13 protein-coding genes are annotated in these 16,182 nt (G+C 65.5%); 7 read left to right on the forward strand and 6 right to left on the reverse strand.

What is annotated here, in order from left to right; all coding sequences use genetic code 11:
- The first annotated feature begins 109 nt into the window (after positions 1-109).
- The 5 genes from DMB37_RS04085 to DMB37_RS04105 all read left to right on the forward strand — a co-directional run bounded on the left by DMB37_RS04085 (position 110) and on the right by DMB37_RS04105 (position 9,004).
- Positions 110-496, forward strand: coding sequence for an SseB family protein (locus DMB37_RS04085; protein WP_135231533.1), 387 nt, complete (start codon positions 110-112; stop codon positions 494-496).
- A gap of 21 nt (positions 497-517) precedes the next feature.
- Positions 518-1,138, forward strand: a complete 621-nt coding sequence (locus DMB37_RS04090; protein WP_107657180.1) for a type VII secretion target — start codon at positions 518-520, stop codon at positions 1,136-1,138.
- 2 nt (positions 1,139-1,140) lie between these two features.
- Entirely contained in the window at positions 1,141-7,782 is a 6,642-nt protein-coding gene (locus DMB37_RS41795) for a putative T7SS-secreted protein (RefSeq protein WP_135231534.1), read from the forward strand.
- Positions 7,779-8,195 (forward strand): hypothetical protein, encoded by a 417-nt coding sequence (locus DMB37_RS04100; RefSeq protein WP_135231535.1) that lies wholly within the window; start codon positions 7,779-7,781, stop codon positions 8,193-8,195. The genes DMB37_RS41795 and DMB37_RS04100 overlap by 4 nt, the downstream gene beginning before the upstream one ends.
- A 74-nt stretch (positions 8,196-8,269) precedes the next feature.
- Positions 8,270-9,004 (forward strand): hypothetical protein, encoded by a 735-nt coding sequence (locus tag DMB37_RS04105; protein ID WP_135231536.1) that lies wholly within the window; start codon positions 8,270-8,272, stop codon positions 9,002-9,004.
- An 89-nt stretch (positions 9,005-9,093) separates the two neighbouring features.
- On the opposite strand, the gene DMB37_RS04110 is transcribed toward DMB37_RS04105, so the two are convergent.
- Entirely contained in the window at positions 9,094-9,360 is a 267-nt protein-coding gene (locus DMB37_RS04110; RefSeq protein WP_240772232.1) for a F0F1 ATP synthase subunit C, read from the reverse strand.
- A gap of 115 nt (positions 9,361-9,475) precedes the next feature.
- On the opposite strand from DMB37_RS04110, the gene DMB37_RS04115 reads away from it, so the two are divergent.
- Complete coding sequence (locus DMB37_RS04115; RefSeq protein WP_206055181.1) at positions 9,476-10,075, forward strand: TetR/AcrR family transcriptional regulator; 600 nt, start codon at positions 9,476-9,478, stop codon at positions 10,073-10,075.
- A 76-nt stretch (positions 10,076-10,151) separates the two neighbouring features.
- On the opposite strand, the gene DMB37_RS04120 is transcribed toward DMB37_RS04115, so the two are convergent.
- Genes DMB37_RS04120 through DMB37_RS40400 form a run of 3 tightly spaced genes read right to left on the reverse strand, consistent with a single transcriptional unit; the run spans position 10,152 to position 12,591 of the window.
- A complete protein-coding gene (locus DMB37_RS04120; RefSeq protein ID WP_135231537.1) occupies positions 10,152-11,648 on the reverse strand; it encodes a PP2C family protein-serine/threonine phosphatase in 1,497 nt (498 codons plus the stop codon).
- Between the two features lie 4 nt (positions 11,649-11,652).
- Entirely contained in the window at positions 11,653-12,414 is a 762-nt protein-coding gene (locus DMB37_RS04125) for a GAF and ANTAR domain-containing protein (RefSeq protein ID WP_206055182.1), read from the reverse strand.
- The gene (locus DMB37_RS40400; RefSeq protein WP_167768729.1) at positions 12,415-12,591 is read right to left on the reverse strand and encodes a hypothetical protein; all 177 of its coding nucleotides are present in this window, start codon (positions 12,589-12,591) and stop codon (positions 12,415-12,417) included.
- A 224-nt stretch (positions 12,592-12,815) separates the two neighbouring features.
- Here DMB37_RS40400 and DMB37_RS04130 point away from each other — a divergent pair, with 224 nt between their 5' ends.
- Positions 12,816-14,267: an MFS transporter gene (locus tag DMB37_RS04130; RefSeq protein WP_167768730.1), complete on the forward strand. Its 1,452-nt coding sequence runs from the start codon at positions 12,816-12,818 to the stop codon at positions 14,265-14,267.
- Here DMB37_RS04130 and DMB37_RS04135 read toward each other — a convergent pair.
- Positions 14,238-14,729, reverse strand: coding sequence for a hypothetical protein (locus tag DMB37_RS04135; RefSeq protein ID WP_206055183.1), 492 nt, complete (start codon positions 14,727-14,729; stop codon positions 14,238-14,240). The genes DMB37_RS04130 and DMB37_RS04135 overlap by 30 nt on opposite strands.
- Before the next feature lie 12 nt (positions 14,730-14,741).
- Positions 14,742-15,959 (reverse strand): hypothetical protein, encoded by a 1,218-nt coding sequence (locus tag DMB37_RS04140; protein ID WP_135231540.1) that lies wholly within the window; start codon positions 15,957-15,959, stop codon positions 14,742-14,744.
- Positions 15,960-16,182: the final 223 nt, after the last annotated feature.

Raw genomic sequence — 16,182 nt, forward strand, 5'->3', positions numbered from 1 at the left:
AAACTGCGGGCGCAATAGCAAACACTTGGCGTAGACGGTGTGCTGGCGGGCATGTTTACACTTTGATGAGCTCGTTCAGCGGACAGTGCACACAGGGAAGGTTCGGGGGATGTCCGATACCGACGGCCGGGATACTCTGCGCAGTGAAATCCACGCGTTCTATGCCGGTTTCGGTCAGCCTGACGCCTTGCAGGCCGCATTTCGTCAGGCGGCGCTGTTCGTGCCGGTGACCGACGAGGAGCGCGTCACTATTTCGCACCTGGGCGGCATCGATTGGCTGTGTGCATTCACCAGCATCGAGGAGTACGCCCGATTCATGATGACGCGCGGCTACCTGACCGAGGGCGGCATCGAGGCCGAGCGTGAGTATCGATATCACACGCTGTCGGGCTGGCGGCTGCTCGACTACGCCGAGTCGAGAGACCAGCCCACCGGCGTCGCGGTCGACATCATCGGGTCGACCCCGATGGCATTTCCGCCCGAAGTAACCGAGTAACAACCGAATCGAGGGGGCGTCGTGACGCAGCAGGTAAAGCTCGACCCTGCGGTATTGCAGCAAGCCGCTAAAGGGATCCAAGCGACCATCGGTGAGCTGTCGAGTATGGGCATCGGCGAAACCGGCAACATGGGGCGCGGGTTCTCGCTGCTGACCCTGTCGACGATGGAGGCGGGCAAGCACACGGTCCAGAAGACGTTCGAGGAGTTCACCGAACGGTGGTCCTGGGGCGTGCGAGCACTGGTGCAGGCAGGAAACTCGATCGCCAAGACGCTGGGTTTGGCGGCCGGTCGGTATCACGAGATGGACGCCAAAGCCGAGGGCATGCTCAAGAAGATGTGGACGCATCTGGCGGGCAACCCGCACCTGACCGATGAACAAATCACCAAGCGGTCGTGGGGAGATACGTTCGCCGACAACTCCTTCAACCATATTCGCAACGCGGACTACAGCATGCAGTCGTTCGAGAAAGCGAACAAGACGATCCAGACGAACTTCAAGGTGATCGAAGCGGTCGGCCCGCAGGCCTTCGCCAACATTTCCCCCGTCACCGGCAGTCTGCTCACCGGTCAGACACCCGGCTGGAACACCGGTGCGTCGGAGCAGGCCGCGAAAATCATGAAGGATGCAGAGGGCAAGTAGCTTTGGGACTCTGGGATGTCGTCAACGATATCGGCGATGCGATCGAGAAGGGCGTCGAAAAGGTCGTCGAAGGTGCCGGGCAGGTCATCGACGACGGTTTGGACGTCCTGTCCGATGGCGCGAAATATGTGGGCCTGGACGGCCTCGCCGAAGGGTTGGACGACCTCGGAGACAATATCGCCTCGGGCACCGGCGGCGCCGTCGACGAGGAAGAACTCGGCGAGACCGAGGATCCCAAAGAACTCGTCCGCGGCGAGCCGTCCGAAATCAGTTCCACCGCAGAGACATTGCAGAAGATGGCCACTGCCATCGAATCCACCGGCCAGGCGCTCAAACAGATCGACGCCGCCGATTGGTCCGGCCAAGGCGCGGACGCGTTCAACGCGATCTACGACAAGCAGCCGAAACTGTGGTTCGACGCCGCGGACGCGTTCACCTCGGCGGCCAAGGCCATGGAGGCCTGGCACAACGAGGTGAAAACCGCGCAGGACAAAGCGGCCGACGCCATCGATAAGTGGAAGGCCGCCGACGCGGAGGAACGCAGGCAGAAGAACTGGTGGAACTCGCTCACCGGGGAGCAGCAGGCGCAGACCACACTGGTCGATACCTGGACCAGCATGCGCAACGACGCGCGAGAGATATTGCGCGGCGCGCGAACTCAGCGCGACAACGGTGCCTCCATCGCGGTGAGCGCCTTCGCCGCCGCTACCGACAAGGCGCCCAAGGAACCACCGTTCACCGACCGCTGGATCGCCAATATCTCGGATATGGGCGGGGTGCTCGAACACGGGGCGTTGAACTTCACCTCAGGCCTGCTCACCAGTCTCACCGGGCTCGTACAGTTCGCGCGCCAGGTCAACCCGACCGACATCTACAACCTGACGCATCCGGCCGAGTACGCGACCGGCCTGTCCAATCTCGGCACGGGACTGGTTGTCGCAGTGGCTGATCCGGGCGCGACGGTCAAGGCGATACTGTCCGACGCCAGAAAGAACCCATTCGAATTCATCGGCGCGTTGACCGGTGACGCGCTGCTCACCGCGGCGACCGGCGGTGGCGGCAGCGCCAAGGTCGCGCTGAGCGCGCTGCGGAAGGCGACAGACGCCGGTCGGCTCGCGCGCGGTGCCGACAATCTCGGTGACCTCGGGCGGCTGCCCAACACGTCCACGCACACGCCGAACTCGACGTCCAGCCCGGATCCGGGAAACCAGTTCGGGACGCCGTCGCATGCGTCGATGGACACCACCCAGCGGCCAGGCCCCGCTCAGGTCGACCCCGGGCACAGTCCCGAGAACAACCCGGTCCAGGCGAGCAGCCGACCCGAGTCGCCTGCCCCGCGGGCGGAGAACACCGGTGGCAACAACTCGACCTCCGAACCGCCCAGCACCCAGCGCTCGGAGCCGTCGTCGTCCAGTCCGGCGAACAACTCCCCCGACCCGGCACCGACCCGGCAGGCGGACCCGGCACCGACCCGGCAGGCAGACCCGGATCCGACGCCTGCCACGCACACCGACCCCACGCCGTCGCCGACCACGCATGCCGATCCCGCGCCGACCGCCCGCCCCGATCCCTCCCCTGAACCTGCGCCCACCCAACGACCGGAGACGGACACCGCACCTCCGCCGCGTACGGACCCCGATCCGTCGCCTACCACCCGGCCAGGGCCGGACCCGGATCCCGGACCGACGCGGATCGATCCGCGCCCCGAGGAGGTGCGCCCAGCTTCGACAGTGGACAACACTGCGCCGTCCCCACGCACCGAGGTTGATTCGACGCCGAACCCGCGCACCGAGATCGACTCCACACCCAACCCACGCACCGAGATCGACTCCACACCCAACCCACGCACCGAAGTCGACTCCACACCCAACCCACGCACCGAAGTCGACCCGACACCGTCTCCGCAGGCGAAGTCCGATGCGCCGCCGGTTCGTACCGACGCAGACCACACGCCGGACACCCGACCAGACACGACGCCGACCACCTCCGCCGACAGGCCACCTGCGGCACATGCTGATCCCGATGGGACGTCGCCGGCCCGCACAGACCCCACACCTGACGCCCGCCCAGCCGCAACGCCGGATTCGAGTACCACACCAACCCCTGGCCCCGCATGGCACCCGGGCGCGACACCCCATGCGGATAGCCCGACACCGCAACCGCGCACACAAGCGGACTCCCCCTCGGGAACGCGTCCGCAGCCCGATCCGGCACGTCCACACAGCGACGCCCCGGCCCGTCCCGAACCTGCGCCTCGTCCGCAGCCCGATCGGTCGCCCGCACCACGCGCGAATCCGGACCCCACACCCGCGACGCGCCCCCATCCCGAAGCGCCGGTCGCGCGGCCGCACCGCGATCCGGTACCGGCGGGCCGCGCCGATCCGCAGTCGTCCCCTGCCGCGCGCTCGCAACCCAGTTCGCCAGTGCACGCGCGGCCGACGCCAGACCACACCCCGCAGCGCACCCATACCGACCCGCCGATGCGAACCGATCCGGATGCACCGAGGCGGGATACGGATCCTGCCGACCGACGGCCGGACGGTGACACGAAACCGCGTACACCCCATCATGATCCGGACCGGTCACCGGATCGCAGCGACGGCAACGACCGTCCGCGCAGCCCGGAGGACCCGCCGCGGGATCGTCACCCGGATCGCGATCGAGAACCGGACCGGGACCGCCAGCCAGACCGCGACCGCGAACCCGACCGTACGCCGGACCGTGACCGTGACCGTGATCCCGACCGCGACCGCCAGCCCGATCGCGAACCCGACCGCAAGCCGGACCGCGACCGTGATCCCGACCGCGACCGCGAACCTGACCGCGATCGCCAATCGGATCGCGACCGTGAACCGGACAACGACCGTCAACCGGACCGCGACCGCGATCCCGACCACCCCACGGCACAGGATCGCGCCGACGCCGACCGCAATGCCCACGAGCACGCCCGCGATTCCGGCCCGGAAGCCGACCGAACCCCGGAGCAGAAGACCTGTTCCACCGACCCGGTCGACATCAGCACCGGCGAATTCCTGCTCCCCGAAACAGATCTCCACCTCCCCGGCGTCCTGCCGCTGACCCTGCAGCGGGCACACCATTCGAACTACCGGTTCGGTCGCTGGTTCAGCCCGTCATGGTCCAGCACGTTGGACGCGCGCATCGTCGTCGAGGAAGCAGGCGTCACCTTCATCGGCGAGAACGCGATGATGCTCGCCTACCCGCACGCCGAGGTCGGCGTCCCGGTGCACCCGCTCAACGAGGGTCAGCAATGGTCGCTGACCCGCACGGATGCCGGCGGCTACCGCGTGAGAGATCAACGGCGAGAGGTGATCTGGCACTTCGCCCCCGAACTCGGGCTGGACGGCATCGAAGCCAAGTTCGGCAACTATGCGGTCTCCGCCATCACCGACCGACACCACAACCGCATCCGCTTCCACTACGACGCCGACGGTGTACCGACCGAGGTAACGCACTCCGGCGGATATCGCGTCCAGATCCACTCGGATCGTGCGCGTATCACCGGCCTCTCCCTGATCACCGACGATCCCGACCTCGGCGAGTTCGCCACGCCGGTAATGGAATTCATCTACGCAGACGCGGATCTGACCGCAGTGATCAACGCCGACGGAGCAGCAACCCGCTACACCTACGATGCCGAACACCGGATGACGTCGTGGACCGACTCCAACGGCAACCAAATGGTCAACACCTACGACGAATCCGGCCGCGTCGTCTTCCAACGCGGCACCGCCGGAATCCTCAACTGCGACTACGACTACCTGCAACTCCCCGACGGCTCCGGCCGCCTCACCACCGTCACCGACTCCCTCGGCGCCACCACCACCCACGGCTTCGACCGCGAACTACAACTGCGTGACCTCATCGACCCGGTCGGCGCCCGCACCCACATCGACTACAACGCCGACCGCAGGCCGCTGACCATCACCGAGCCCGACGGAGCAACCACCCGTTACGTATACAACGACGCGGGCGACCGAACGGAAGTCATTCGCCCCGACGGAAATTCGACCGAGATCGAATACGTCTGGCGCCACCGGGCCAGCAAGATAACCTTCCCCGACGGTTCCGTCTCGCGTCGCGAATGGACGACCGACGGCGACCTCGCCGCCGTCATCGACCCCGCCGAAAATCGTACCGAGTTCACCTACCACCCAAACGGCGCCTTGGCCACCATCGTCGAATCCAACGGTGCCCGCACCACCATGCAGGTGGACGCAGCCGGTCTTCTGATACAAATCACCCAGCCCGACGGCGCGGTGACCCGCATCCGACGTGACTCCGCAGGCCGACCGACCCACATCACCGATCCGCTCGGCGCAGTAACTCGGTACGACTGGTCGCCGACCGGAAATCTGCTCCGCAGAATCGATCCCGACGGTCACACCGAATCGTGGACCTACGACGGCGAAGGCAACATCCGCACGCACACCGACCGCGCGGGTGGTGTCACCCAGCTGTCCTACGGCGATTTCGATCTTCTGCACTCCCGCATCGACCCCGACGGCTCGATCACCAGATACACCTGGGACTCCGAACGCCGGATCACCGCCGTGCACAATCCCATCGGTCAAAGCTGGACCTACGAATACGACAGTGCCGGAAGGATTATCGCCGAGACGGACTACGCCGGGGCGACAACCCGATACACCTACGACCGAGCCGGACGAATCGGCGCGGTCACGCCGGCCACCGGCACAACTCGCCACCACCGCTACGACATACTCGGTCGAGTCACCGAGATCGCCGCCGATGACGCGTGGATCCGCTACACCTACGATCCGGCGGGGCGTGCCCTGAGCGCGGTTAACGGCATCGGAGCGGACCGTACGCACTCCCTCGAGTTCGCCTACACTGCAGTCGGAAGCGTGGCATCCGAGCAGGTCGACACCCGACAGCCGATGCTGTTCGAGCATGATCAGCGCGGCCACCGGATTCGCCGGACCACGCCCTCCGGCGCCGTGGCCACTTGGCACCACGATGTCGCCGGTCGCCTGGACCATCTCAGCGCCGACGACCACGACATCACCTTCGACTACGATCCGCTCGGCCGACTGACCAGCTGGCGGGTCGGCGAACTGGCGGTGACCCGCGGTATCACCGCGCGGGGTCAGGTGACCCACCAAGAGGTGACCGCTTTCCCCGCCCGAGCCCTGTCTCTCGGCTCCGGCTTGTCCGCCCGGCCTGCCCCGTACCGACTCCGTCGCGACGAATTCTCTTATCGCGCAGACGGTTACCTCACCACACACACCATCGACCGCGCGCAGCACGACCTCCTGGAGCGCGACTACAGCCTCGACGCCGCCGGTCGTATCACCAGCATCGCCACCAACGGCGCCCCCACCGAGCGCTACGCCTACGACGCCCTCAGCAATATCACCAACTCGACCCTATCCAGCACCCCGCCAGCTTCGTCGCCCGCTGCCGCACCACCCCTCCCGGCCGACGACGGTCGCCGCGAATACCGCGACAACCTCCTCATCCGCGACGGTCGAACGCGCTACCACTACGACCCCGCCGGTCGGCTGATTCGGAAGACCACGGTCCGCCTCTCGCGTAAACCCGACGTCTGGCACTACCGCTACAACGCCTTCGATGAACTCACCGACGTCTGGACCCCGGACGCCCAGTGGTGGCACTACACCTACGACGCCCTCGGCCGCCGCACCACCAAACAGCACCTCGCCCACGACGGCACCGTCCTCGAACGCATCGACTACCACTGGGACGGCATTCATCTCGTCGAGCAGGCCACCAGCGCCGGCACCATGCGCTGGCACTACCAGCCCGGCTCCCACACACCGCTCACCCAGACCACCGACGAGGCCACGATCGACCGCGAGTTCTACGCGATCATCACCGACCTCGTCGGCACTCCTACCGAACTGATAGATCCCGGCACCGCCGAGCCCGCGGCCACCGCCAGTGCCGACCTCTGGGGCCGGACCAACTGGCGCGGGAAAACAAGCTCGCCGCTACGGTTCCCAGGGCAGATCCATGACCCCGAAACCGGGCTGCACTACAACATGTTCCGGTACTACAACCCGGACACCGGTCAGTACCTCACGTCCGACCCACTCGGCCTGACTCCCGCACCAAACCCCTACGCCTACACCACCAACCCGCTCAGATTCATCGACCCGCTCGGTCTGACACCGAGTGCGTGTGAGCGGTTTGACAACTTCCATCGACAGGTCACTCCAGGAGAGCTCGAACGTGCGCCTGCCCCATATCCAGGGGGCAACGAAGGCCACGCGTATTCGAAACATCGCGTCACCCCCCAGGTTCAGGCATCCATCCTCAACAACCCGGATCGGATCTTCTCCGGGACCTACCATGGCGAGAATTTCATCACCGGTCAGCCCTACACCCGCGAGGTCGACGTCTACTACCGGGAAGGTTCCAGAGACCCCAATAGGGGTTCCGTGGTAATCACCGAAGCGGGTAACAAGAACTCCGTCATCACGGCATATGGTTTGATCGACAGGAGAGTCCCGAATCCGAAGGGGGTCAAAGTGGATAACTGGGCGGGCAACCCGCATTACGTGGAGATCCGCACCAATAACGGTGCCCACGAAGTCGTGTTTCCCAACCGGGAGAGCTGGGAAAGGAACGACTGGCAGTGACGGTCGACGATGGCCTAGAGGAAGAGTCGGCGGCCGGCCGGTGGTTGCCGGCGATCAACGCCCTCGCCGACAGTCTCGCCACTCATCTCGGCGAGCAGGTGAACGTGGTCGACTCGGGCGAAATGGAGGATGCATTCTCCTGTCTCCTGCGAGGTCCTGAGCCGTCCAGTCCATCCTTCCAGGTGACTTGGGAGGGAGTGCTCGGTATGCATTACACCGACGGACAGCCGCGCGTCAGCGTCTCGCTGTTCCTGTACAGCCGAGGTCGCCGCCTGCGGCTCGACGACCAGCCAGGCAGTTATCTGGAAATCGTCTACGAAGGTCCCCTGGACGGCTCGGGGACCTGGCGCGATCTGGGCTGGCTCCGAGATGATTTCGGTGAGTTCGAAGCGTACGACCGTTACAGCGGCTGACCGCCGGCGCGACGACCATCACTTCCGCCACTGAAGAGGTGGACCACACCGGCCTCCCCCGAAAGGCATGGAGAATGAACACTCTCAATGCCCCGCCCGCAGAGCTGCGCGAGTCGCTGGCGGCAATCGGCCTTCATGCCTGCACCGATGAAACAGCAAGCGTCCCTTCGCCTCGACAGGCGATGCAGGCGGTGAACGGCGGGGAAGTGAAGCCGAAGCACGCAGTCCCCTACCGATCAGGCGAGGCGCCCGGCGAACTGGACACGCTGTGGAAAGCCGAAGCCGACGCTGTGTCGCTCTACACAGACACCGGCAAGTTTCTCCTCGTACTACCCGGACCGGGCAGCAGCCGCGGGGGCTGGCTCTGCGTCAGGGACACGGTAGGCGAAAGGCTGCCATCTCGGATTGCGATCCTTACGAACCAGCCGGAGTTCATTGCGATGTCGCTCGACGGCAGGCAAGTCTGTGCGACGTCACGGGAAGAATACGAGTACTGGATTGTCACCTACAGGTTTCCTGACGACTTCGAGACCGAAGACCGCAAGCAGAGCGTCGTCTACCCCGAGGTTCGCCGTCTCATAGAAAGCGGCACGACGTGGGACAATCTGTTGTCCTACTTGAAATCTACGGGTGAGTTCAACGGCCATAAGATCGAGCTGATGGGCATCCTTCGCGAGGCCGGCGGAATCCCGATTCCCGCAAGCCGGGAGCTGCTGTCCCTGCTCGACCAGGAATGCACGCCGATGGTGCCGGCCGACGAGCTGGAAGCGAAATGGCGACAGCTCATTTCGGATAGTCGACACGGCTGAATGCCTTCCACGTTTCGCGGCGCGAACCGTGATCATGATCCTTCGTGAGTGCTGCTGGCAGCAGTCTCGGTGGCAAACCCGGGTTGCGGCTACGTGCCCGGTGTGGCGAAAACGATCAGCGCCATGAACGCCAGGTTGATGAAGTAGGTGCCCTCTACCAGGCCGACGGTGATGAGAAATGGTGTCATGAGGCGACTTTGGGCCTCGGGCTGCCTGGTGATTCCGGCGAGTAGCTGGCCACCGGCGAAGCCGTCGCCCAGGCAGGCGCCGGCCGCACCGCCGCCCATCATCAATCCGCCGCCGATGAACGCCCCTGCGGTGATCACCGCTTTCACCATTTCCGGATCGGATGCCATGTCGGTGCCTCCCCTCGGCCGACCCGGGAGTCGGCCATGTACTCTTTACAATGCAGTTGCATCGTAACCGAACGCGGTGAGTTATGGCAATGCATGCGCATTGCGAAAGGGGGCAGTGACCGTGCCGAAACAGGTGGACCATCAGGAGCGCCGCCGGCAGATCGCCGCTGCGGTGTGCCGATTGGCGGCGACGCACGGACTCGAAGGCGTCAGCCTGCGTCACGTCGCCGCCGAAGCAGGTGTGTCGATGGGCCGGGTGCAGCACTACTTCAAGACCAAGGACGAGATGCTGCTGTTCGCCTTCGGCACGATCAGCGAGGGCGTCGAACACCGTGTCACCCAGGCCGTTTCGGCCCTGCCGCAACCGCCGGACGCTCGCTCGCTCGTGCGTGCGCTCCTGATCGAGATGATGCCGATCGGCGACCACGCCAAAGCCGAAATGCCGATGTGGGTGGCCTTTTTCGCCCGCGCGGTGGTGGAACCGCAGATGGCCGAGCTGCTGCGTCAGGGCACCCGTTCGCTGCACGGGTTCGTCGCCGAGCAGATCGGCAATGCCCGCCCCGCAAGCCATTCGATGTCCGACGCCGACCGGGAAGCCGACATCCTGCTATCGCTCACCGACGGATTGATGATGCGCCTGATGGTCGGCGGGATCGATGCCGAAACCGCCCTGGCCGCCCTCGACCATCAGCTCGACCGCGCCTTCGGCACATGACTCTCGATCGCGACGTCGAACCGCACCGGCGCCTTCCCCGAATGCACTGTGGCAGTTGCCTTTCCGGAATGCAAGTTCAGTCGTGGTCTTCATCCGCCGATCGACCCGGTCGCGACGGCGGACGCAGGATCCTGCTGCGGTGGTTGTCCCAGCGGGCGAGCAGAACGGTGGCGTCGTCTTGGAGCATGTTCTCTTGATGAGCGAGCACCGCGTGGATAAGCCTGCGCGCGGTTTCCGGCGGCGGATGTCCGGCGGCCGCCTCCCGCCGCAGAAGGTCGACCAGGCGCCCCTCGCCGAAGAATTCCCCACTGCTGTTGCGCGCCTCGGTAATACCGTCGGTGTAGAGGACGATCCAGTCGTCGGGCTGCAACCACTCTTCGCCGACCACCAACTCGCCGTGCCCGAGGCCGAATGGTGGGCGTCGGCCCGCCGCAAGGGGTTTGACGACCTTGCCCGACCGCATGATCAGCGGCGCGGGGTGACCTGCGTTGATGTAGCGAACCCGCCCGGTAGCGAGGTCCACCTCGGCGAGCACACCGGTCGCGAATGTCCCGGCACGAAAGTGGTCTCGGATCGCCCGGTCGATCACCTGGGCTTGCTCGTAGAGGCCGTGGCCCGCGTGCCTGGCGCTGCGATAGGCGGACAACACGGTGGCCGCGATCAGACCACTGCGCAGATCATGTCCGACGGCGTCCACGACGAGTAACCGGGCGGTCGTCTCGCTGAGGTCGTAGTCGAAGGCGTCGCCGCTGTTACTGCGGCGCGGTTCGACGATCGCGGAGACCACGAAGTTGTCCACGCCCGCGGTCAACGGCGGCAGCAGCGACCAGATCAGTTCGCTGCCGATCGTGCGGTCCGTCGGCTTCCTGACCCGATCCAGGGCGTCGCCGTACGCCGTCATCGCGGTTGCCAGATGCCCGGCCAGCGAGGCCAGCCACCGGCATTGGGCGCGCAAGGCGGGATCGTAGCAGTCGTCGACGTCCCCGACCCGCACCTCGAGCACGCCCAACCGTTCCACGCCGTCGAGCAGCGGAATCCACAGCTTGGGCAGCGGTATGTCCTGTGGCAGGACGCGAACCTCCCGGAAGGCGCGGCCCCCGAGCGTGGTGTCCACGTCCAGCGCGCCATCACAGGGGTCGGCAGCGTCGGCGGGGCGCAGGAACCGCTGGTCGTAGTCGATCAGATACATCGTGATCTCGACGTCGAGCACCTGCCCGGCCGCGTCGACCAAGGCGGGCAACCGATCCGGTGGAGCCAGTTCGGCGGACTCGAGCAGCGACACCAACGCACGCAGCATCGGACCGCGCGGCCTGCCCTCCCGCACCGGCCGGGAATAGGACGCGCGATACGACCAACTCAACACGTCGAGCCGCTCGTTCACGGTGTGTGCAAGGACATCTCGTTGCAGCGGCGGTAGCGAGCCGCGGCCGTTCAGATAGGCGTCCACCTCCGCCATCCCCGCATCGCCGCCGAGGGTGAAGTACCGCAACCACAGTTCCTCCGGGCTGAGTCTCGCGCGTTGCAGTGCGATGGCGATACTGCGCTGTTGGCGGTCGGCGTCGTCTTGTTTCATGGCATCACCGGCGCCGTCGCACGGTCGAACTGACGAGGCGTGCCGCACTGCGCTGCAACGTGGTTCGGTGTTCGTGCGCCCAGTCGGCGAGTTTCAGGAACGCGCCGCGCTCGTCGACGCCGTCGCTTGCCATGATGATGCCCTTGGCCAAGGCCACCACCTCTCGGCCGCGCAGGCTCTTCTTCAGCAATTCGCTGGCGTGCTCGACGTCCTGGGCGGTACGCACGTTCGCCAGAAGAATGGCGGCCTGGGTGGCGAACAGAGTGAGCCAATGCTCGTGGTCGGGGCCATAGCTGTTCGGTTGTGCCGCATAGACTTTCAAAGCCCCCAGCGCCGTCTTGCCGGCCACGAGCGGAGCACTGAGCGAGGAACGCAGCCCCAGCTGCGCCGCCGTCGCCGCCCACCGCGGCCAACGGTCGTCGGTGTGCAGATCATCGATCCGCACGACGCGCCGCTCCGCCCATGCCGCCAGGCACGGCCCTTCGCCGAGCCGATACTGCGCTGCGTCGGCCTGCTCGACCGTGGTGTCGGTGGCCGCGGCAGTGACCCGTTCACCCTGCTGGTCCAGCAGCGTGACACCCGACCCTGTCGTGCCGGGAATGGTCAGCGCCGCAAGCGAAGTGATCAGCTGCAGGGCCGTCTGCACGGTATGGGTCGACAACAGCAAGCCGGACGCCCTGGCGAACGCCGCGGCCAATTCATCCGCAGGCAAGGTGTCCGCAGCGTTCATCTCGACCTCCCCCGCGTCGCGGGCTCTGATGCTCACTCAGTTGACATTCGCACTCAGCCTGATCTCGTAATGCTCTGCCGCGTCTCCGGCCGACTGTGTGATCGGTAGCCATGCGCCGGCCCGGGCGGGAGCCGCGGCGGTGTTCAGCACGGTGTCCGGGTCCGCAGCCATCGTGCGGCTGCGCCGGTTGGCTTGATCGGATGGTCGGGACACATGGTGGTCGTACCCCGCTTCGCGCAAAAGATGCGCAAACCCGAACGCAGGCATCCATGCCGTTCTCCGGTGGGACGGGGCAGCCTGCGGCCGCTCGACGGTGCCAGTCGAATTTCACCCCCGGAAGTGACCCCTCCTCGCGTGACCGGTCGACAAAGCCCGCTGCTCTGCGGCGGGCCGGGGACTGTCGGCGCTGTCTTGCGGCTGCGGGTAGCGTTCGGCGCGTGGTGGGCAGATACTCGCACGTGTTGCGCAACCTGAATTTTCAGGCCGGTTCGTTCTCCGGGCGCAAAAACGACGAACGAGTATTGCGCACTTCGGGAATTCTGCTGATCCTTGCCTGCGCGTTCGTGCCGATGATGGACACCTTCATCGCGGGTGTGGCGCTACCGGGTATCCGGCGGGACTTCGGCATCGAGCAAGGATCGGCGCTGCTGAGTCTGGTGCTGGTCGGCTATATCGCGGCGTTCGGCTCGCTGCTGATTGTCGGTGGACGGGTCGGTGACCGCTTCGGACGTCGCAGGGTGCTGTGGGTCTCGGTGGCGGGGTTCCTGCTCACCTCGGCGCTCTGTGGCTGGGCACCGAGTTTCGAAGTGCTGGTGGGCAGCCGAATACTGCAGGGCGCCACGGCGGCGTTCGTGATGCCTCAGGTGCTGGGATTGGTAACCGCCCATGCCGGCGCGCGCCGGGAACGGGCGATCAGCTGGTACTCGTCCATGAGTGGAATTTCCGCGCTGGTCGGTCTCATCGGAGGCAGTGCGCTGCTCGAGCTCGCGGGAGGTGGTGGCGCGTGGCGGTGGTTGTTCCTGATCAACATTCCTGTCGGGATCATCGCATTGCTGCTCTTGCCTCGCTTGGTTCCGGATACCGAGCCGAATGTCGGTCAATATATCGATGGGCGCGGCGCGGCACTGTTGTCGCTGACGGTGCTCTCTTTCTTACTGACACTGTCGATGTCGACCATCCTCGGTGCGGGAACTATCGCCCTCGCGGTGGCCACGGTTGCCATCGGCTGGGCCTGGCTCGCCCATCAGCGTCGATGTGCGGCCGCGGGTAAGGCGGCCGTGGTGCCGCAGGGCATGTTCGGCAATCCCGACCTCCGGTGGGCGCTGGCCCTGATGTTGCCGTTCTTCGCGGGTGCTGGCGGATTCCTTTATGCGCTGCCGCAAACATTGCAGGAAGGGCTGGGGCATTCGCTTGTCGTCGCCGGATTGCTGACCGCGCCGATGGCGCTGGGATTTCTGGTTTCGTCGTTCGCGGTGCCGCGGATACGTGGTCGGCTCGGTGTCCGGGCGATCGCGTTGGGGGCGGCGGTACAGGGCGTCGGGTTGGCAGGCATGGCAGTCGGCGTGACCGCGGCGAACGGGCCGCTGATATGTGTGGCGATGCTGCTGATCGGGACCGGGCAGGGCATCACGCTCGGTTCGATGAACGCACACATGCTCTCACTCGTGCCCGCCGCGCTGGCCGGGATGGGTGGCGGTGTGCTGCTCACCGCACAGCAGGTCTCCATCGCCACGGGCGCAGCAGTTCTCGGGACGGTGTTCGGGGTGGTCGTTCAGGCGTCCGGGCACCAGACGGCGATGGTGACGGTGCTGGTGGTTCAGGTGCTGCTGGCGGCCGTAGTGATCATCGCAAGCCTTCGATCAGCTGCCGGACGCGTCGACCGGCTGTAGCGACGAGATCTCCCGCAGGCTGTGACCCATGTGCTCGTTCAGGAAACGCACCATGGTCCACCACTTACCGCCCTCGGCATCGAACTCGCCGAACCTGCTGCAGTACAGCGGAATCCAGCGCAGGAACTGCTCGATCATGACCTCACGCGAGGGCTGCTGCCGACCGTAGTCACCGTAGGAGATCGACCGGTGATGGATGAAATAGCCGCCGGGGAGCCGGTTTTCGCACAGGTCGGCGTACTCGCGGGTCTGCAGGATGAGGTAGTGCCACACCTCGTCGATCGCCTGCTCGACGGGCAGGAACAGACCGCTGAGCTCGTCGCGGTGCGCCGACACGAGCGTCAGATAACGCACCGCCTCGCGGACCTGGATGCGGGCGGTGGGCTCGTCGACCCGATTGTGCTCCCGCACATAGCGAACCGTCTCCTCGTACAGGTCGCCGAGAATCTCTTGTTCGGTCATCGGCATGCTCCTTCAGCGGACAAGCCAGGCGTACTTGCCGGACTTGCCGATCGGAATGTGGTTACGGTGCACGACGACAACCGTCGCGCCGGTCAATCCGCTCGCCGCAGTTGCCAGCTCGTCAGCGGACGCACGGTCGAGTGGCGCGCCGTCGAAGGTGGTGTAGGCCAGCTGCGCCTGCGAACCGTCGACGCGCAGCTGGTAGACGAACACCTGCGGACCGATGTCGGCGATGACATCGTCGAGCTCCGCCTGCGAGGTGATAGCGGTGTCGGTGACCAGAAGTTCCTTCTCGCGACCGCAGAAACGCACGATCTGCCGCGGGTCGGATGATCCGTCGCAGGTGTGCACACAGTCGCCGGTGTTGTACCGGAGCAACGGCATGAACGGGTTGCGGATGCTCGACACAACTAGGCTGTGAATACCGCGACTGCCGGGGATCGGCTGCAGCTCGACCTCCATGTCGACCAGGTACGGGTGGTATCGGCCCTGCGTATCGCCGTAGTACAGATAACCGAGCTCGGTGCTTCCGAAGAGCTCGACGACCGGGCAACCGAGCCGTTCGGCAAGGAAACGGCGGACGTTGCGGGGCGTGAATTCATAACCGTGAATCGCGCTGACCGGGTGCGGGAACCGGTCGCCCGCCGCACGCAGCAGGTACGCGGCGTGATACGACGAACAGTCGAGATGGTAACGGCCGCTGCCTTTTTCGGCGCGAACCGCATCGATCTCTTCGACCATCCGATCGATGGACTCCGTCGACCAGCAGGCCGGATCCAGCTCCTGATTGACATACACGGTCCGGTCATCGAGCCACCGCCGCGGGAGATCCGCAGGCTCACCACCCTTGGGTTCGTTGACCCGCGCCACATGATCGGTCGCCAACCGCGTGGTGACCGATACTCGGGGCACCCCGGCGGCAAACGTGTCGCCGATCTCCGGATGGTCGCGCCACACCGCGTAATAGGTCTTCAGCAAGAAAAGCGGGGGCCGGATGAGCGGCATCCGGGCATGGTTGGTACCGGTAGACCAGACATATTGCGCCGCACCGGATTCCAGCGCGGAACGGACCTGTGGGGTCAGGAACGAATCCGGAAAAGTCTCGGCGAGGTCGGATTTCGTGATGATCGGGAAGGAGTTCGCCGCAGCCCATTCTTGATAGAACGGAATGTCGCGGGTCGCCTCGACGAACTCGTGCGGAAGCGGGCGCGTGATACGAGTGGCGGTCATGGTGTCCGGGCAGCCAGGGCCGAGCCGAGCAACCAGCTCGGCCCACGGCCTGCCGCTAGGAGATGCAGCCCGCCTTGGAAATGCAGCCGTCCTTGGCTCCGGAGTCCGAGTTGACGTCGACCCACTTCTCCCAGTTGGCATCTTGAGCGAGGGTCTTGATCAGATCGTTCATGGCGCTTCCCTTCGATCGATGGAACCTGCTTGCAGCGCCCATGGTAAAGCA

Source organism: Nocardia sp. CS682, assembly GCF_004634405.1.
Lineage (GTDB): Bacteria > Actinomycetota > Actinomycetes > Mycobacteriales > Mycobacteriaceae > Nocardia > Nocardia ninae.